Source organism: Sporolactobacillus sp. STSJ-5 (assembly GCF_024385605.1).
GTDB lineage: Bacteria > Bacillota > Bacilli > Bacillales > Sporolactobacillaceae > Sporolactobacillus.
Window position 1 is genome coordinate 176,315 of record NZ_JANFOJ010000003.1, and the last position, 18,332, is coordinate 194,646.

General features: G+C 43.0%; 18 protein-coding genes and 1 riboswitch. Of the genes, 13 read left to right on the forward strand and 5 right to left on the reverse strand.

Annotation, left to right across the window (positions count from 1 at the left end):
• Positions 1–153 precede the first annotated feature (153 nt).
• Positions 154–783, forward strand: coding sequence for a YpjP family protein (locus NOM01_RS05035; RefSeq protein ID WP_255746916.1), 630 nt, complete (start codon positions 154–156; stop codon positions 781–783).
• Between the two features lie 203 nt (positions 784–986).
• Here the strand turns inward: NOM01_RS05035 and NOM01_RS05040 are convergent, their stop codons facing one another.
• The 5 genes from NOM01_RS05040 to NOM01_RS05060 all read right to left on the reverse strand — a co-directional run bounded on the left by NOM01_RS05040 (position 987) and on the right by NOM01_RS05060 (position 6,545).
• Positions 987–1,619, reverse strand: a complete 633-nt coding sequence (locus NOM01_RS05040) for a GDSL-type esterase/lipase family protein (RefSeq protein ID WP_255746918.1) — start codon at positions 1,617–1,619, stop codon at positions 987–989.
• A 292-nt stretch (positions 1,620–1,911) separates the two neighbouring features.
• Positions 1,912–2,721, reverse strand: coding sequence for a CAP domain-containing protein (locus NOM01_RS05045; protein WP_255746920.1), 810 nt, complete (start codon positions 2,719–2,721; stop codon positions 1,912–1,914).
• 1,051 nt (positions 2,722–3,772) lie between these two features.
• Positions 3,773–5,758 carry a S9 family peptidase gene (locus NOM01_RS05050; RefSeq protein WP_255746922.1) on the reverse strand — a complete coding sequence of 662 codons (1,986 nt, stop codon included), beginning with the start codon at positions 5,756–5,758 and terminating at the stop codon, positions 3,773–3,775.
• Positions 5,759–5,931: 173 nt separating this feature from the next.
• Positions 5,932–6,267 (reverse strand): spore coat protein, encoded by a 336-nt coding sequence (locus tag NOM01_RS05055; RefSeq protein WP_255747088.1) that lies wholly within the window; start codon positions 6,265–6,267, stop codon positions 5,932–5,934.
• On the reverse strand, positions 6,267–6,545 hold the full coding sequence (locus NOM01_RS05060) for a hypothetical protein (protein WP_255746924.1): 279 nt from the start codon (positions 6,543–6,545) through the stop codon (positions 6,267–6,269). The genes NOM01_RS05055 and NOM01_RS05060 overlap by 1 nt, the downstream gene beginning before the upstream one ends.
• 163 nt (positions 6,546–6,708) lie before the next feature.
• Between NOM01_RS05060 and NOM01_RS05065 the strand changes: the two genes are divergently transcribed.
• The 12 genes from NOM01_RS05065 (at position 6,709) to sufB (ending at position 18,190) form a co-directional block, all read left to right on the forward strand.
• Positions 6,709–7,077: a Spx/MgsR family RNA polymerase-binding regulatory protein gene (locus tag NOM01_RS05065; protein WP_255746926.1), complete on the forward strand. Its 369-nt coding sequence runs from the start codon at positions 6,709–6,711 to the stop codon at positions 7,075–7,077.
• A 105-nt stretch (positions 7,078–7,182) separates the two neighbouring features.
• Positions 7,183–7,563 (forward strand): glycine cleavage system protein GcvH, encoded by a 381-nt coding sequence (gene gcvH, locus NOM01_RS05070; RefSeq protein ID WP_255746928.1) that lies wholly within the window; start codon positions 7,183–7,185, stop codon positions 7,561–7,563.
• A 308-nt stretch (positions 7,564–7,871) separates the two neighbouring features.
• Positions 7,872–8,630 carry an RNA polymerase sigma-I factor gene (gene sigI, locus NOM01_RS05075; protein WP_255746930.1) on the forward strand — a complete coding sequence of 253 codons (759 nt, stop codon included), beginning with the start codon at positions 7,872–7,874 and terminating at the stop codon, positions 8,628–8,630.
• Between the two features lie 25 nt (positions 8,631–8,655).
• On the forward strand, positions 8,656–9,600 hold the full coding sequence (locus NOM01_RS05080) for an anti-sigma factor domain-containing protein (RefSeq protein WP_480952867.1): 945 nt from the start codon (positions 8,656–8,658) through the stop codon (positions 9,598–9,600).
• Positions 9,601–9,741: 141 nt separating this feature from the next.
• Positions 9,742–9,855, forward strand: a riboswitch (SAM riboswitch).
• A gap of 152 nt (positions 9,856–10,007) precedes the next feature.
• Positions 10,008–11,027: a methionine ABC transporter ATP-binding protein gene (locus NOM01_RS05085; RefSeq protein ID WP_255746934.1), complete on the forward strand. Its 1,020-nt coding sequence runs from the start codon at positions 10,008–10,010 to the stop codon at positions 11,025–11,027.
• The gene (locus NOM01_RS05090; RefSeq protein ID WP_255746936.1) at positions 11,020–11,685 is read left to right on the forward strand and encodes a methionine ABC transporter permease; all 666 of its coding nucleotides are present in this window, start codon (positions 11,020–11,022) and stop codon (positions 11,683–11,685) included. The genes NOM01_RS05085 and NOM01_RS05090 overlap by 8 nt, the downstream gene beginning before the upstream one ends.
• A gap of 73 nt (positions 11,686–11,758) precedes the next feature.
• Positions 11,759–12,598, forward strand: a complete 840-nt coding sequence (locus tag NOM01_RS05095) for a MetQ/NlpA family ABC transporter substrate-binding protein (protein ID WP_255746937.1) — start codon at positions 11,759–11,761, stop codon at positions 12,596–12,598.
• Between the two features lie 265 nt (positions 12,599–12,863).
• Positions 12,864–13,646 carry a Fe-S cluster assembly ATPase SufC gene (gene sufC, locus NOM01_RS05100; RefSeq protein ID WP_255746939.1) on the forward strand — a complete coding sequence of 261 codons (783 nt, stop codon included), beginning with the start codon at positions 12,864–12,866 and terminating at the stop codon, positions 13,644–13,646.
• A 27-nt stretch (positions 13,647–13,673) separates the two neighbouring features.
• Complete coding sequence (sufD, locus tag NOM01_RS05105; RefSeq protein ID WP_255746941.1) at positions 13,674–14,981, forward strand: Fe-S cluster assembly protein SufD; 1,308 nt, start codon at positions 13,674–13,676, stop codon at positions 14,979–14,981.
• Entirely contained in the window at positions 14,981–16,201 is a 1,221-nt protein-coding gene (locus NOM01_RS05110; RefSeq protein ID WP_255746943.1) for an aminotransferase class V-fold PLP-dependent enzyme, read from the forward strand. The genes sufD and NOM01_RS05110 overlap by 1 nt, the downstream gene beginning before the upstream one ends.
• Entirely contained in the window at positions 16,191–16,646 is a 456-nt protein-coding gene (gene sufU, locus NOM01_RS05115; protein ID WP_255746945.1) for a Fe-S cluster assembly sulfur transfer protein SufU, read from the forward strand. Before NOM01_RS05110 ends, sufU begins: the two co-directional genes overlap by 11 nt.
• Positions 16,647–16,786: 140 nt before the next feature.
• The gene (gene sufB / locus NOM01_RS05120; protein WP_255746947.1) at positions 16,787–18,190 is read left to right on the forward strand and encodes a Fe-S cluster assembly protein SufB; all 1,404 of its coding nucleotides are present in this window, start codon (positions 16,787–16,789) and stop codon (positions 18,188–18,190) included.
• Positions 18,191–18,332 lie beyond the last annotated feature (142 nt).

Here is an 18,332-nt window from a genome sequence, read left to right on the forward strand (position 1 = left end):
TCATATTAGAGAAAAAAATAGAAATTTCTAGTATAATAAGAACTAGGAATTGTTCGCACTGAGTTTATCTTTATGTGACTGACCTACTCGTTGTTCGGCATTCGAATAACTGTAATATAAGGTGTAGCTAAGTTTGGTTTGGAGGTTGGTTCTGTGATCCCTCAATGGATAAAAAAGAGTTTGGTCGCCTGTGTTGCGGTCTTAACCTTTGGTACGGTTATCCCAACTCTTCCTGCTCATTACCTTGATAAAGAAAATGATAAGCAAAATGTCCAAAAAGCAGGAAATGATGTTGCCGCTTCTGGTTTTGAAACCGAACTAGCAACAAAAAAAGAGAGTCATAATTCTTGGAAACTGAAAGATTCCAAAGAAGACTTGCTTGACGGATTTTCAAGCTACGCAGCACGCGAAGCTGAAAAGCAGGGTGCGACTAAATTCGGATCACGGATCACGGAACGAATTAATCGACAATACACGGAACAAATTGTTCCTGCATTTGCTCAAGCACTGCAGGAGATCGGTGATGTGCATAGCCTTGCATGGATTCGCGAACTGGATGTTACTCATGCACCTTCTCAGGGATTTGGCGAGCGGATCATGCATGTGTATAATAAGCAATCAGGCAAAGAGGTCCTGAAACTTCATGTTCGGCGCGATCATCCGCCGCTTGACGGTTATTATTTTAACTTTCATTATCACACGGCGTTGGATGATTTTCAGCAGCACCATGAGATAAAAACGATATATTGGGGCAAGAATATGCCGCCAAAATGGCGTGCATGAATCCAATGGAAAAACCGGGGCATTGCTCCGGTTTTTTGTACTATAAAAAAGTATAAGCGATCCGGGATAACGCCACGTCCTGTGGCGACCCGGATACTAGGTCTTCGCTTTTGTCAAAGTTTTGGCGAAGCCAAGTTTTCTAATGTAAATCAGCCGAAAGCAATGGATTTGTGAATGAGCAGCCGGAAAAAAAGTTATTGAAACTATTCAAAGCCCAGATTCGCGGTGATCTGTGCCATGATGCGATAACCGATTGGATTTGGATGAATGTGGTCGAAGCCGAGTAGCTGCGGTTCATGTCCTGAAAAAGCACGATATATATCGGCAACGCGAACAAACGGATAGCGTTCAAGACCAGTGAGCCGTTTAGTGTATTCCTCCAGCCAGTGATTGGTATTTGGAATGTAAAACAAGGGGTTATACAAATTCAACACACGAACGATAAATGGGCTGGGGTTGCTTGCATGGAGCGTATCAATACGTTGGATCATCTGGTCGAAATGGATCAGACTCTCCTGAGAGGCCTCAATAATGGGTGACGTATCGCCTGTTCGCATCCACATTCTTCCTGCCTTCAGAAAATCGTTGCCTCCTCCGGTCAATGTAATGAATGAAGCATTACTTACCGACTCAGCTACTTCAGGCTGAGAAAGTATATTACGAATCTCCTCAGTTGTTGCTCCATTTCTTGCATAAACACGTCGCTCAATCTGCGTCTGATAATAGGCTTCAAGTGTGCGGTGATAGAGTTTAACAAAGTTCGGTTGAAAGAAAGTTGATCCAATTCCGACAGTTAGTGAATCACCAATAGCAACGTAAAGCGGATGCAAACGCAACTTGATCACCTCCTGTTCACAAGTTGTCTCTTTAATATACAAAAAGAAAGTATAAAAGCGAATTAATAGCAAAAATCTAATATAAGAAAAGCTAAGGTTCGACTGGCATCCGACGACTCGGCATCGGCAAGTTTTCTTTACCAGTGTATTCATGATTTCAGAACATGTTCTGCTGACGGATTAGGTGAAGGAAAAAAGGAGCAAAGCAAAAAGCAGCGTCCACATGTGAAACACAGTGAAACGCTGCTTTCTATTGGGATCGTTGATTATTGAATGTGGTGATAGATGTTGATTAGTTACCGATGAATTCCTGAGTCCAGTAGGAGCCGTAGGAGCCGCCCTGAACATAGCCGACACCGATTGTAGTAAAGCTTGCATTTAAAATATTTGCACGGTGGCCCGGACTGTTCATCCATCCTTGTACAACTTCTTCAGGTGTTTTTTGACCGGCGGCAATGTTTTCACCGGCAGATTTATAAGAGATACCGAATTTTTTCATCATGTCAAATGGTGAACCATAAGTTGGTGACTGGTGATCAAAGTAATTTTTATCACTCATATCTTGAGATTTGGCACGTGCCATTTTTGATAGAGTGCTATTGTCTGCCTTCAGTGGCTGAAGACCGGCTTTTGTCCGTTCCTGATTTGTCAAATCAACAACCTTCTGCTCATACGCGTTCATTTCGCTGTTTGAGGATTGGTTGTCCGAAGGTTTTTCTGAATGATCGGCTGCAGGTTTCTCAGAATTTGCCGGTGCTTCAGATTGCTGCGGTTCAGCAGGCTTCGCTTGCTCTGGTTTTTCTGCTTGAGCGTCTTCGTCCTTCTTTGGAGTTTCAGCCTTTTCAGCTGCATCTGCATCTGGTAAATTCACCAGCTGTTCCTGAATTTGGCTGAAATCCAATGTGATTCCGAGTTTCTTCAGCAGCTCTTCCAAATTCGGATTTTGCTGCTCCTTCAATTTCCATGGGTTGAGCAGGTCTGTTGCGGCAGCTTTGCAGATTTCTTCTTTTGTTTGAGTTGCCGCATGTGCCTGGCCACCTCCCATAACGAGCGGCAGGGCAAGCATCCCTGCGATGGTTAAACCAACTACTTTCTTTTTCATTGTGTAACTCCCTCCTTGGTCAATAGGTTTCGGGTTTAGGAGATTGGTAGTGGGGTAAAAGGTTGAATTACATGATGTTACCAGATTTGTGGAAGATCTACCCATGAGTTTGGTTAACCTATTTTTTGCAGACATTTTATAGAAGAAATAGTTAAGTATATAAGAAAAACCGGGCAAAAAGCGCCCGGTCCTAACATACGAAAGTTCTTACATCTCGCCTCTATTTCTATTAAGCATTCTGATCTTCATTAGTAAAATAAGCGGAAAATTTCCGGTTATATGCATCATGGCACTTGTTTCGCCGGTAAATAAGGGTAATTTTTCCGCTTATGCAAATCAAAACCCTACCATGTTTACGTTTTTCGATTCGATAAGCGGAATTTCTCCGTCTATTTAAGCTTTTTTTTCGTTCATTTTCAAATTAAGCGGAATTTCTCCGTTTATTTCTCAGATTAGGCGCTTACCTGATCGTCCAACCGAATCCTATGACGCTGATCATCATACCAGCAAGACAAAATCTTATACTTTCTTTACTTGTAAGAAAAACCGGGCACAGCCCGATCCTTACTTCCGCAGGACGCGGTGACTTTCGTGTTGCATACAGGACCTACTTTCACAGGACGTATGCGTATTTAGCGAAAGTTCCTTACACTAGCGAAAGCTCCTTCACTCCAAATGGAGCTTTGATCCATCAACCTTGTGATTTGAGCGACACTTCAGCTGCTCGCTTGTCGGGAGTTCAGGACCTCCTCAGACATGCTGATATCTGCGGGTTTCCTTTGGCCTGCGATCAACAGAGCCGCTCCGCAGGCCTCTCGCACTTACGTGTCTGAAATGAACTTAGTGCTGAAATGCCGCTAATCGTAGTGCCATCACGGCATAATTTTATACTTTTGTACGTAATCATCGTACTTTAGCACAATGGTATTTTCATTTAAGCGGTGTCCAGCACCCTTCAAGGGGGACATGAATGTTTCCTATTTGTGTAAAAAAACAACCGCCCGATGTGGATCGGACGGCTGCTTCCGATGAAGTCTTGCTAAAGGGGCAATCACTTAATGGGAGACAAAGCAATCGAATTATAGTGCTGAAACCAATCGATGATTTCTTGAAGACGAGTAAGCCGATTTCTTGGTTTTCCGCTTCGTGAAAGCTCGTGATTTTCTCCTTTTATTCGTACAAAGCGTGTTTCGACACCAAGTCGGCGCAGTGCGATATACCATTGCTCTGCTTGTTCAATCGGGCAGCGATGGTCTTGTTCACTGTGAATGATACAAGTCGGTGTTTTGACTCGATTTGCTTGTCGAATCGGCGAAAGTTGCATCAGCATTTCCTCATTGTTCCACAGATCAGCACCGTTAAAATAACGAGTAAGGAAGTAATAGCCGATATCACTTGTTCCATAGAAATTGTAGAGGTTGCAGATGGATCGTTGAGTGACTGCTGCACGGAAACGGTTCGTTGTCCCAACAATCGTATTTGTCATAAATCCGCCGTAGCTTCCGCCGGTTACAAATTGACGATCAGGATCGCATTCCGGAAAATTCGCTAATACGTGATCGAGTCCTTTAAGAATATCCAGCTTGTCCTTTCTGCCCCAGTCACCATAACATCCGGCACAGAATTCAGCACCGTAGCCGCGGCTCCCTCGCGGATTTGTGTAGACGACGGCGAAGCCCTGAGCGGCCAAACATTGAAATTCATGATTGAACGAGTCACCGTAGGCAGCTGCCGGTCCGCCGTGAATTTCCAAAACAACCGGTACTTTTTCTGAAGTTCTGGCGGTTTTGGGCGGCATAAGCACCCAGCCGTCGATTTTCCAGTTGTCAGCGCCGTCATATGTAAACGAAATCGGCTCATTCAAATCGAATTGTTTGAAAAGCTCTTGATTATGATTGCTGATTTGTCGAACCGTGTCGCCATTTCCCAGGAAATAGAGGTCTCCTGTCGAAAGAGGTGTCGATAAAATTGCAATGATTTTGTCATTGCTCATCGAAAATGAGGTCATTACAGTTTTTTTACGCATGAATACTGTAGAGACGACACCATTTAAAGCTATCGACTTTAATCCGCTGATTGCACCGTCTTGAACGAGGTACGTTAAGGATTCACCATCTTTAGACCATTGAATCAAGTTGTGGCCGCCATCAAAACGAACGTCAGTGCCGATAAAATTACCTAATGATAAGTGCTCGTTATGTGTCAGATTTTTTGCTGGTCCACCAGCTGCGGGCACAAGTAGAATACTGATATTTTCCGGAGTACATTCTCCATCTTCATTTCCTGCGAGAGCAACCATTTGTCCGTCCGGTGAAACTTTTACATCCTCAATGTAACCTAGTGCTTTATAAATGCGTTCCGTTGTCCGCGTGGAAAAATCATAAGCATATAAATCCAAAAGATAATCATTTTGATCCGGATGAGGCTTACCCATGCAGAAGTACAGTCGGCACCCGTCTGGTGAAAAGGCAGGAAGTTCTGCGTCGCAATGTGGGTTTGTGATCAGTTCCTTATGCTTGTCTACGATGGAGAGGAGATACAGAGCTGTTGTTCCGTCAACAAAGCCTTTGCCGTTCTGCAAATATCTGAGTCGCGTAACCACCGTGACATCCGGATTGTCAGAGCCTTTCTTATCTTTTAATGTTGTTTGACAGACAAGTTTGTGCCCGTCAGGGGAAAGTGCAAAATCATTTGTGCCATCTTCGAAATCGGTGATTTGTTCCGATTCTCCGCCCAAAAAAGGAATTCGCCACACTTGATCAGTTCCTGTTCGGTTCGAAAGATAATAGACATACATTCCATCCGAGGAGAAACAGGGACTATGATGTTTCTCTAAACCCGTTCCGTTATAGGCATGGGTCAGTGGTCTAGGGGCATGTTCTCCATCTGTACAATACAATGATGAAGAATATCCGTTTCGTTTTACATCTGTTTTCGTTACGACATAGACCGCCTGAGTTCCATCCGCTGAAAGTGCAGGAGAACCGGCAAAAGTAAATGCCGCTAAATCGTCAATCGTTATCAGTCGCTTGCTCAAATTGATTCCCCTCCTTTCATTCAATTATAGGTGATTAGCGATAAAACGACATCCTTTTTTAACAAGCTGTCAGAAGATTTCATCATAACTTTTATTTTGGTCAGCTTTTCCATGCTTGAAAAAAAGCCACCCTGAATAAGATCAGGATGGTTTGATCATGCTTTGATTAATGCTTATTTAGGAAACTGTTGTTGTGCATACTGCATAAACTGCTGCTGTGTCTGCTGGATTTTCTGTGGATCTTGCGACTCCATTTTGTACCAGCCTTTGTTGAACATCAAATTGAAGAGGTCACGTTGATGATCGCATGTCTGATCAAAAACCCCTTTGACATCCTGATACAACGATTGGTGACTGGCTTCCTGAAGCGCATGAACGTAAGAGGTACACAGATATTTTTCCGTAAGAAGTACATCATTCAGATAATCGCGATCATTCATCTGCGGTGTCTTAGGAACTTGCGTCTCTGTGTTTTGAATTGGCATGGATTGTACCGGTTGTTTTTCCATCATCGTGCCATTCCCCCTGCCATCGCAGTTGCTTGAACATGTTTACCCAAATGATTGAGGATGTTTTGATAATGACGCATGTGCAACTGACATGTTCGATTCATCGCCTGAATCACATCCTGATCCTGACACAATGAAGCGTAAGCATTTGCTTTTTTAATGATCTCGAGGTTCCAAGACAGGATGTCTTCAATGTAAAGAAAATCCTTTGTCGATAAAATCGCAGGTGGTTGTGCGAAATTCATTGGAGTCTGCCCGCTCTGTTGCTGAATGTTCATGTGTTTTTCACACTCCTATATAGTTGTGGTGGCGGTGCTCTCTGTTAGTATGTCCGGTCGGCATCAAAAAATTTGGTTGAAGCAACTGTTTTTTTGTGTTGTTTTTTGCATGGTTCATGACGGCAGGTATAATAAAAGAAGATCATTTAGGGGAAGAGAAAGGATGAGTAAAGTGCTGACCATGTATAGCTATCCGCCATGCGGAACGTGCCGAAAAGCGAAGAAATGGCTGGATGAACATTCAATTCCATATGAAGAAATCAATATTGCCGATCATCCGCCCGACTACGATGTACTGAGGCAATTGGTTGACAAAAGCGGGCTTCCGATCGGAAAATTTTTCAACACGAGCGGAAAGCACTATCGTGAAGGCGATTTTAAAAATCGTAAGAAGAATGAACCAGAAGAAAAATGGCTTGAATGGCTTGCTGAAGACGGTATGCTGATCAAACGACCGCTTGTCTATGACAAAAATAAAGCAACGGTTGGGTTCAGCGAAACACTGTTTGAAAACGAATGGATGAAACGTTGAAAATGTGAATGAAATTCATTTGTTTTATCTGCCAAATTTTACGCTATAATAGAAGTATCGTTAAGATGTAAGGAATATCCAGTACCTGAAAACGGAGGCAAAATAATGAGTGTACCTACAGATTTGCTGTATTCAAAGGATCATGAATGGGTTAAGAAAGAAGCGGATGGTAAAGTCCGTATCGGTATCACAGAGTTTGCTCAAAAAGAACTCGGAGATATTGTTTTTGTTGAACTTCCGGATATTGGTGCGGAACTTGGCTCAGGCGATTCATTCGGCAGTGTGGAATCGGTAAAAACGGTTTCTGAACTCTATGCGCCAGTAAGCGGCGTTGTTGCAGCAATTAATGAGGAACTTGAAGATTCACCGGAATTTGTTAATGAATCGCCTTATGAAAAAGCTTGGATGGTTGAACTCGAATCTGTTGATGCGTCAAGCTTTGATAATCTTCTGGATGCTGCAGCATATGAGAAATTGATCGGTTAACGAAAGGCATATGCAGGCAATAAGGCACTTATAAAGTCACTCACAAAATAGTTTAATAATCCTTGTCATCTTTTTGTTACCAGATTGTCGCTTTCTTTTCAATAGGGAAGCATGGTATAAATGAGGCAAGGGTTTTTTGCTTTTTCGACAAAATCCTCGAACAATGGGACATTAACAAAAGTTTTTGACAATAGTCCTACATTTCCATGGGACATGTTATTGTAAAAAAAAGATGGTCAACAGATTTGATTTTTACCATTTGGAATTGATCAAAGACTTAAAGACCAAAGCGAGAGGTGAGTGTTTTGATGAGCGCAAACCAGTTAACATTAGGCGGAGCGTTTAATATTTCGCTTGAAACGAATATTTTTCAGGTACAGCAAGGCGATGAATCCTTGCGAAACTCAATTATCGAATCCTACCAGCCTTTTATTAAAAAGGTTGTTTCTAAAGTATGCAATCGTTTTATAGATCAGACAATGGATGAATTCAGTATCGGTTTAGTTGCGTTTAACGAAGCAATTAACCAGTACCAAAAAGGGCAGGGAAGTAAGTTTTTGACTTTTGCAGACATGGTCATTCGACGCAGAATTATTGATTTCATTCGCAAAGAATCCCGCCAAGTACGCCATATTTATTTGGATCAGACAAAACAGACCGATGAAAACACGATGGAAGAAAGTTTCATCGAACAGCAAGCTGCTATTGATCACTTTGAAGAGCAGCGGCGGATTAACGAGCGTATGGAGCAAATCGAAAGCTATCAAACACTGCTGCTCGAATACGGTATTACATTTGATGTGTTGAGCAAGCATTGCCCGAAGCATGCGGATGCGCGTGAAAATGCAAAAGTATCGGCAAAAAGGCTGGTTGAGCACAAGGAATTAGTAACTTATTTAAAGAAAAAGAAGCAGCTGCCGATAAAAGATTTGTTACAATTTGTATCGTGTAGCCGCAAAACGATTGAAAGGAATCGAAAATATATAATAGCATTGTCGCTGATCTATATTGGCGGGTTCAGTGCATTAAAGTCATATATTGAACCGGAATTAGAAACGGTTCAGTGACCGAGAAAGGTGGGGAGGAAAACTGATTAATCAGGGTGTACTCGTGTCCAAAAAGGGGAGGCGTGCTGTCATTCTGACTGATGAAGGCGACTTCAAATCGGTCAGGCTCAGACGCATGGCTGATCTTTCTATTGGACAAACGGTACGTTCCAAACACCTTGCCCGATTTAACTTTCTTCCCAAATCGATACTGACGCCGATCATCGCACTTGGATTTTCGCTGCTTTGTTTTATTCCGTTGTCGCATAGTACTTATGCGCCTCCTGGGCCGGTAGCTGCATATGTGTATTTTGATTTAAAGGCAAGTATCGAAGCGAGTGTAGATCGTAATATGCAGGTTATCTCTGTACAGCCTTTAAACAGTGAAGCAAGACAACTGCTTCAGAGTATCCCTGTCGTCCAAAAGATGCCTCTTCAGCAGTTCAGTTCAGCACTCTTCTCAAAACTGAGGAACGAAGGCGTTTCAGATAAGCGATCGCTTTGTTTAGTTACAACAGTTTTGACGAATCAAATCGGCCGCTCGCAAAAATCAGTATTTACAGAGGGCTTGACCGCATCTTTTAATCGCGGAGCAAGTCAATCCCTTCAAGCGAACGGAATTGGAATTGAGTGGCTTCAAGCATCTCTTGAACGAAAAAAGGATGCCGAAGCACGAGGCCTGTCTGTTGGAAAGTATCTGCTTTATTTGCAAGCGAATGCGTACGGCAAGACGCTCTCGCTTGAAGATGCCCAACAATTATCCACTGAGAAGATGCGCGAAGTATCAGGAGCTGTTTCACTGCCATGGCATTCGTTGATTAGAGAACGGAATAATACTCAAGGAAGCAGACCATCTACGGAGCAAGCGTCCTTTAGGGCCAATCAACTTAAACCGCTCTTTCAAAATCCTTTTCAGGTCGGTGAGGCGGCTAAAAGCAGGGAGAACAGCAGCTATAATTATTTGAACACTCGAATAGCGGGTTATGCCTGATTTTTGTCTATGAAGATCCAAGCAGAGAAACATCTGCTTGGATTTTTTAATATGCATAATCGGGTATCTGTTAAGAGAAAAAATGGTTTGACAGCTTGAGTTATGCGTGGTAAATTATTAACACTCAATTGAATAGAAAAACTCTTATCCAGAGAGGCGGAGGGACTGGCCCGATGATGCCCGGCAACCTAATTGCAGATCGTTGCAATAAAGGTGCTAATTCCTTCAGAAACAAATGTTTCTGACAGATGAGAGAGGCGAATCCCACCTCTCTCAAGGCGGGTTTTTTTATTGGTTGAAACAAAAATCGGAGAGAGGGATGCCACCAAGTAGAATACAGATTAAATGCCAAGTAAAAACGTAGGATAAGTTTTTACGACTGTAATAATTGAAAGCGGTGAACGAAGTTGATTCAATTAAGCAATGTTGAAAAAACGTTTCGGACTGATCAGGGTCCGGTGCGTGCACTATCGGATGTTAGCCTTGCTATTCAGGAAGGGGAAGTGTTCGGCATTATTGGCTATAGCGGTGCCGGCAAGAGCACACTCATTCGGATGATTAATCTGCTTGAGAAACCGACGTCAGGAACGATCACGATTGATGGTCGAAGTCTTACAGACTTGGATGAGCGCCAGCTGCGTGAAGAACGTCGGTCAATTGGAATGATCTTTCAGCATTTCAACTTGCTGTGGTCGCGGACTGTTGCTGAGAATATTGCTTTCCCATTAGAATTAACGAAGCTGAAAAAGAAACAAAGAGAAGATCGGATTGCCGAATTGATTCGGATGGTTGGACTTGAAGGCAAAGAGTCTGCGTATCCATCACAACTGAGCGGCGGTCAAAAACAGCGTGTAGGCATTGCACGAGCACTGGCTAACAATCCGAAGGTCCTTCTTTGTGATGAAGCGACATCGGCACTTGATCCAAAAACAACCGATTCAATTCTTACCCTTCTGTCGGAAATTAATAAGACGCTTGGACTGACGATCATACTGATTACTCATGAAATGACTGTAATTCGAAAAATATGCGATCGTGTGGCTGTGCTTGACGGCGGTAAAATTGTTGAGCAAGGAACAGTTGAGTCTGTGTTTTCGAATCCGCAACAAACCATTACTCAAGAATTCGTAGGCAACCATACTGGGAAAAGTACACCGATTCAAATCAAAGTTTCCGATGTGATACATACTGAGGGAACTGTAATCAGTCTTTCGGCTGCTGACCAAGCCACGTTTCAACACAGCTTATCGCGGCTGCTCGGGAACACGAACCTATCGGTAAAGGTGCTTGGATTAGCATACGGAGCGAACACTCAATCGGAGCATACAATCGTTTCCATTCAAGGGGCTTCAGAATCCATTAGAAAAGCGATCAACGTTCTGCGTTCAGAAGGCGTGAGAGTTGAGGTGACAAAGGAAAATGTTTGAGTGGTTACAAAATGTTGATTGGCCAAGTATGTGGCTGTCTACCGGTCAAACGCTCTATATGACAGCTATCTCCGGTGTGTTTACATTTTTTTTAGGAGTCGCTTTAGGGCTTTTACTTTACTTAACGGCAAAAGGCGGACTCTATGAGAATCAGATTATCTACAGGTTTATTGCTTCATTCGTCAATGTGTTTCGATCAATCCCTTTCATTATTTTGATCATTCTTTTGATCCCGCTTACGGTGATTATCATTGGGACCATGATTGGAGCGAGTGCGGCACTGCCTTCGATCATTATCGGAGCGGCACCGTTTTATGCCCGGCTGGTTGAGATCGGTTTAAGAGAAGTAGATAAGGGAGTCATTGAAGCGGCTCAGGCAATGGGTGCAACCAAGTGGCACATTGTTTGGAAAGTACTTCTTCCTGAAGCACTGCCGTCACTATCTTCCGGAATGACCGTTACGCTGATTGCACTGATTGGCAACACGGCAATGGCCGGGGTCGTTGGTGCCGGAGGACTTGGTACTATTGCTTATAATGAAGGTTTTCAAGCAAATAATAATACAATTACGTTTATCGCGACCGTGATTATTCTAGTGATTGTCTTTATTATTCAGTATGTCGGCGATCATATTACTCGCCGTGTTGACAAGAGATAGACAGCATAAAAGCTGACTTATTAAACAAATGATGGTAACTAAAATTAATCAAACAGAACTTGGGGGAGTTAATATGAAAAAATCAATCGTATTTGCTGTAGTTCTTGCTTTTGCTCTCATTCTTACCGCATGCGGACAATCAACAGGAAAGTCGGAGAAAAATCAAACATTGACTGTTGGCGCGTCGGCAGTGCCTCATGCTGAAATTCTCAAGCAAGCCGCACCATTGTTAAAAAAGAAAGGTATTACCCTGAAGGTAAAAGTATTCCAGGACTATGTGCTGCCAAACAAAGCACTCGCATCAAAACAATTGGATGCTAATTATTTCCAACATGTTCCATTCCTTGATCTTTATAATAAGCAAAACAATACGGATTTGGTTAATGCAGGAAAAATCCACATCGAACCATTTGGTATCTATTCCAAGAAATTCAAGAGTGTTGATGAAGTGAAAGACGGAGCAACGGTTCAGATCAGCAATAACAAGTCGGAACAAGGACGCATTTTACTGCTTCTTCAATCAAAAGGACTTTTGAAGATTAAATCCGGTATTGATCCAATTGCTGCTACACTTGCTCAGAAAAACGGGAACTATACGGATTTCGACAATATCAAACATCTGAAATTCTTGCAGCCGATCGATCCGGCCATTCTGCCGAAAGCTTATGAGAACAGCGCGGCAGACTTGTATGCAATTAATACAAACTATGCACTTCAAGCGAAATTGCAGCCAAAGAAAGATGCTTTGATCCTTGAAGGAGCTTCCTCTCCATATGCGAATATTATTGCCGTGCGAAAAGGCGATCAAAATAAAAAAGCGATTAAAGAACTAGTCAATGTGCTGCATTCTAAAACGATCCAAGATTTTATCAATAAGAAATATAAAGGCGCGGTTCTACCTGTTTCCGAATAAATAGATAAAGAACAATAAAAAATCGTCCAGCAGCAATTGTTGGACGATTTTTCATTTAGTTCAGGAAAAATTATATTATATATTTTATTCATTCTTCTATTATGATAATTGAAAATAGCGGTATAATACGGATACATACTTACTCGTAAATTGTGGACTATCCTTTGGGTTGCTATCTATTTACATCTGATATAATATGATAATGAGAATAGATTGAGAACGGATTTCAATCTGCAATTAGACTTTTTAAATTGGAGGTTTTGATATGACTGTACCGGAATTAAAAATAAACGATCTTCACGTTTCTGTTGAAGGCAAGTCCATTGTTAAAGGATTTAATCTGAATATGAAGGGCGGAGAAATACATGCCCTGATGGGACCGAACGGGACCGGAAAATCAACCGTTGCTTCTGCATTGATGGGACATCCGAAATATGAAGTCACCTCAGGACAGGCACATCTTGACGATCAGAACTTGTTTGATATGGCCGTTGATGAACGCGCAAGGGCAGGAATGTTTCTCGCCATGCAGTATCCGAGCGAAGTAAGCGGGGTCAGCAATGCTGATTTCTTGAGAACCGCGATCAATGGGAGACGCGGAGAGGGCAATGAAATTCCGCTGATGAAGTTCATCAAGACGATGGACAAGAAAATGCAGATGCTGGAAATGGATCAGTCTTTCGCAGAACGCTATGTCAATGAAGGATTTTCCGGCGGTGAGAAAAAACGGAATGAGATTCTGCAGCTGATGATGCTCGAACCGAAATTTGCAATACTCGATGAAATTGACTCCGGCTTGGATATCGACGCTCTGAAATGGGTGGCTAAAGGTGTTAACTCAATGCGTTCGGAAAACTTCGGGTGCTTGATTATTACACACTATCAACGGCTTCTAAATTATATTAAACCTGATTTTGTTCATATTATGATGAATGGACGTATTGTGAAAACCGGCGGACCTGAACTTGCCTTGCAACTTGAAAAAGAGGGTTATGACGGCATGAAGGCTGAACTTGGGATCACTGATGATGAAACGGTTGAGGCATAAAGTTTTCATATGTGAGGAGGGGTGACGATGTCCATGCAATTGAAAAATCTTCCATTCGACGCGGAAGAACTAACAAAATTTGCTGAAGAACGAAAAGAACCGAAATGGTTTTCAGATACACGGTTAAAAGGTTTGAGCCTAGCCGAAGAACTTCCGCTTCCAAAGCCGGAAAAAACACGAATTGCAGATTGGAATTTTACCAACTTTAATTATCAGATCGGGAGCAGTGCTGTAAATCAATTAAGCGAGCTGCCTGATAGTATTCAAAATCTGATGAAAAACGGCGAAGAAGCAGGCAATGTTCTGATTCATGTAAACAGTTCTGCTGTTTACAGCAGACTTTCAAAAGAACTGACTGATCAGGGCGTTATTTATACCGATTTGGCAACAGCAATTCGGGAACATGGCGACTTGCTTGCGAACTACTATTTTAAGACAACACCGATAGATAAACATCAACTGACAGCTTTGAATGCAGCTCTGGTTAATGGTGGTACCTTTCTTTATATTCCAAAGAATGTTGTGATCGAGCAGCCGATCCAAGCTGTTTATTATCAGGATGCCCCATCTTCCGGCCTCGTGGCACATACGGTAGTCGTTGCAGAACAGAACAGCTCGGTTACTTTTGTAGAAAGCTATCTTTCCGACAACTCAGTTGGCGAAGGTGCGGCGAACTTGGTTAATGAAGTTATTGTAGGTGAAAATGCACAGGTGAAATATGGCGCGGTCGATGAATTTACAGATCAGATTGTCACATATGTCAGCCGCCAAGCAGAAGTAGCAAAGGACGGACGTATCCAATGGGCACTTGGCCAGATGAACGACGGAAACACATTGTCGGAGAACGCAACGAATCTCGAAGGAGACGGAGCAGCTGCAGACATTAAAGCAGTAAGTATCGGAAGTGGGTCTCAAAAACAGAATTTCGATAATTATGTGCGTCATGTGGGTAAGGCAACGCAAAGCCAGCTGCTTGTCCGTGCCGCGCAAAAAGATGCATCAAATTCCATTTTTAATGCAAGAACGAAAATCGAACATGGTGCATCGGGTGCCGATGGTGAACAGACGCAGCGTGTCCTGATGCTCAGCGATGAAGCTCGCGGTGACGCGAATCCGATCCTGCTCATTGATGAATATGACGTTATCGCCGGACATGCGGCATCTGTTGGCAGAGTAGATCCGGATCAGCTTTACTATTTGATGAGCCGCGGCATTAAACAGGAGTTAGCGGAAAAACTAATCGTTGAAGGTTTTCTTGCACCGATTGTTGATTTGCTTCCTATTGAAGGTGTGCGCAAACAATTGACAACTTTAATTGAAAGGAAAGTCGGCTAATGGATATTCAATCAATTCGTCAAGATTTTCCTATCCTGAAGCAGCAAGTCAATGGACACAATTTGGTCTATTTGGATAATTCGGCGACCTCTCAGAAACCTGTCTCCGTCATTCAGACAATGGTTAATTATTACGAGACCTATAATTCCAATGTACACCGCGGCGTGCATACGTTGGGTACAATTGCAACGGACCGCTATGAGGAAGCACGGGAAAAAATCCGCCGCTTTATCAATGCGAGCAGCGAAAAAGAAATCATTTATACTACGGGTACAACTCAGAGCCTGAATTTGATTGCCTACGGATATGGTCTTGCGCGGTTGAGCGAGGGAGACGAGATTGTGATCACGCCAATGGAGCATCACGCAAATCTGATTCCTTGGCAGCAGGTTGCTAAGAAAACGGGAGCTGTACTCCGTTATTTTCCAATGGAAGCTGACGGCACTTTAGATCTTGCTAAAGTCCGCAAAACGATTACGAATCAAACAAAGATCGTATCGGTAACGGAGGTTTCCAACGTACTGGGAACTGTTAATCCTGTAAAAGAGATTGCGAAAATCGCTCATGAACATGGCGCAATTATGGTTGTAGACGGCGCGCAAAGCACGCCGCATATGACTGTGGATGTTCAAGATCTCGATGCGGATTTTTTCGCTTTTTCAGGACATAAAATGCTCGGACCAACAGGCATCGGCATTCTGTATGGCAAACAAGAATTTCTTGAAGCCATGGAACCGGTTGAGACCGGGGGAGAAATGATTGATGAAGTTGGTTTTCAGAGTGCGACCTGGGCAGAGCTTCCTTGGAAGCTTGAAGCCGGAACGCCGCATATTGCCGGAGCAATCGGACTTGGGGCGGCAATCGATTACTTACAGAGTATCGGTATGGATGCGATTCAGCATTATGAAGAACAGATAACAGCGAAGGCTTACGATATGCTTTCAGAAATTGAAGGGGTCACATTATATGGGCCAAGCGAACGCTCCGGACTCATCTCATTCAATATTGAGGGCGTACATCCTCATGACGTATCGACTGCGCTTGACTCGGAGGGCATCGCTGTTCGTGCCGGTCATCACTGTGCCCAGCCGTTGATGAGCTGCTTAAAATGCGAATCAACGGTTCGTGCAAGCTTTTATTTCTACAATTCTGAGGACGAAATTGAAGCACTAGCCAAAGGAATTAAAGAAACGAAGGAGTTCTTTGGACATGTTGTTTAATAATCTTGACCAGCTTTACCGTTCTGTTATTATGGATCACTATAAAAAACCACGAAACAAAGGTGAACTTGAGGGAAATCACTGTGTGACGGTAAACATGAATAATCCGTCATGCGGCGATAAAATTCAAGTGTCACTTGAAATAGAAGACAACAAGGTTGTCAATGTAAAATATTTAGGCTCCGGATGTGCCATTAGTCAATCCTCCGCCTCTATGATGACTGAGGCGATCAAGGGATTGGAGATTGATAAAATTCATCAGCTTACCTTTGATTTCTCTGAAATGGTTCAAGGGCGCGAGCATAATGATGATTTGGATCTCGGAGATGCTGAAGCACTTCACGGTGTTTCTCAATACCCGGCTAGAATTAAATGTGCGACCTTAGCATGGAAAGCTGTTGAGAAAGCATTACGTGAGGCGGATAAGGAAAAAAGTCGTCAATAATCAACAATTCTGTGAATTGTGGTAAACTGAATCTAAGCAATTGCTCATGCCAACTGTTGACTAAGATCAGTAAGTATCTGTGATTATAAATGGCGATACAGATGTATCGTTGAGTAAGATGAAAAAGGAGGAATATCGCGATGGCTACAGAACAGCAGCTGCCCGAAATTGAAGAATATAAGTATGGGTTCCGGGAAAAAGACGTGTCTGTGTTTCGAACAAAGCGTGGTTTGACTGAGGACATCGTACGCGAAATTTCCAAGAAAAAAAACGAACCGGAATGGATGCTTAATTATCGTTTGAAAGGACTGCATCATTTTTATAAAAGACCCATGCCGCAATGGGGCGCAGATTTAAGCGGACTGAACTTCGATGACTTGACCTATTATGTGAAGCCGGTACAAAACCAAGGCCGTTCCTGGGATGAAGTACCGAGTGAAATCAAGGATACCTTTGATAAACTGGGTATCCCGGAAGCTGAGCGCAAATACCTTGCAGGTGTTTCTGCGCAATATGAGTCCGAGGTTGTCTATCACAGTATGAAGGAAGATCTTGAAAAAGATGGTGTCATTTTCCTTGACACAGATTCCGCGCTTCAAAAGCATGAAGATTTGTTTAAACAGTACTTTGGCAAAGTGATTTCTTTTGCTGATAATAAATTTTCCGCGTTGAACGCAGCATGCTGGTCCGGCGGATCCTTCGTTTATATTCCGAAGGGTGTGGTTTGCAAGACACCGCTTCAAGCCTATTTCCGCATTAACTCAGAGAGCATGGGTCAGTTTGAACGCACGCTGATCATTGTCGATCAAGGTGCTTCTGTACATTATGTTGAAGGCTGTACTGCGCCTGTATATTCCAGCAGCTCACTGCACAGCGGTATTGTTGAAATCTATGTGTGCAAAGATGCTTACTGTCGTTATACAACGATTCAAAACTGGGCAAACAACGTGTACAATCTTGTTACCCAGCGCGCGATCTGTGAGGAACATGCGACGATGGAATGGGTAGACGGAAACATCGGTTCCGCCGTTACGATGAAGTACCCATCCGTCGTACTAAAAGGTGAAGGATCACGGGGAAGTACGCTGACAATCGCGATCGGCGGCAAGGGACAGAACCAAGATTCCGGATCAAAGATGATGCATCTGGCTCCGAACACATCATCAACGATCATCTCGAAATCCATCGCTAAGAATGGCGGTAATGTAACCTATCGAGGCAAGGTTCATTTTGCACCGAATGCGAAGAATTCCCGCGCCCATATTGAATGCGACACTTTGATCATGGATGATAAATCGACATCGGATACGATTCCTTATAATGAAGTATTGAATAAGGATATTTCGATGGAACATGAAGCGAAGGTTTCCAAGGTCTCCGAAGAACAGCTCTTCTATTTGATGAGCCGAGGGTTAACCGAACAAGAAGCGACGGAAATGATCGTTATGGGCTTCATTGAGCCGTTTACGAAAGAACTCCCGATGGAGTATGCAGTCGAAATGAACCGGCTGATTAAATATAACATGGAAGGCTCGATCGGCTAACAAGCATAGATGATCAAGTCAAGTATTGATACCTTTCAATCCGCCTTCGGACGGTTTGAAAGGTTTTGTGTTTTTTGGGTAAAGAAATTTAAAAAAGGCGACTCCTCCTTGACAGAATAAAAGCTGCAGAGGATAAAATAGA

What these genes read in the sequence shown, in the direction of transcription:
- NOM01_RS05045 (WP_255746920.1), bottom strand. Translation starts at nt 2,721, where the DNA reads ATGAAAAAGAAAGTAGTTGGTTTAACCATCGCAGGGATGCTTGCCCTG.
- NOM01_RS05055 (WP_255747088.1), bottom strand. Translation starts at nt 6,267, where the DNA reads ATGGAAAAACAACCGGTACAATCCATGCCAATTCAAAACACAGAGACG.
- NOM01_RS05060 (WP_255746924.1), bottom strand. Translation starts at nt 6,545, where the DNA reads ATGAACATTCAGCAACAGAGCGGGCAGACTCCAATGAATTTCGCACAA.
- NOM01_RS05065 (WP_255746926.1), top strand. Translation starts at nt 6,709, where the DNA reads ATGAGTAAAGTGCTGACCATGTATAGCTATCCGCCATGCGGAACGTGC.
- gcvH (WP_255746928.1), top strand. Translation starts at nt 7,183, where the DNA reads ATGAGTGTACCTACAGATTTGCTGTATTCAAAGGATCATGAATGGGTT.
- sigI (WP_255746930.1), top strand. Translation starts at nt 7,872, where the DNA reads ATGAGCGCAAACCAGTTAACATTAGGCGGAGCGTTTAATATTTCGCTT.
- NOM01_RS05090 (WP_255746936.1), top strand. Translation starts at nt 11,020, where the DNA reads ATGTTTGAGTGGTTACAAAATGTTGATTGGCCAAGTATGTGGCTGTCT.
- NOM01_RS05095 (WP_255746937.1), top strand. Translation starts at nt 11,759, where the DNA reads ATGAAAAAATCAATCGTATTTGCTGTAGTTCTTGCTTTTGCTCTCATT.
- sufC (WP_255746939.1), top strand. Translation starts at nt 12,864, where the DNA reads ATGACTGTACCGGAATTAAAAATAAACGATCTTCACGTTTCTGTTGAA.
- sufD (WP_255746941.1), top strand. Translation starts at nt 13,674, where the DNA reads ATGTCCATGCAATTGAAAAATCTTCCATTCGACGCGGAAGAACTAACA.
- NOM01_RS05110 (WP_255746943.1), top strand. Translation starts at nt 14,981, where the DNA reads ATGGATATTCAATCAATTCGTCAAGATTTTCCTATCCTGAAGCAGCAA.
- sufU (WP_255746945.1), top strand. Translation starts at nt 16,191, where the DNA reads ATGTTGTTTAATAATCTTGACCAGCTTTACCGTTCTGTTATTATGGAT.
- sufB (WP_255746947.1), top strand. Translation starts at nt 16,787, where the DNA reads ATGGCTACAGAACAGCAGCTGCCCGAAATTGAAGAATATAAGTATGGG.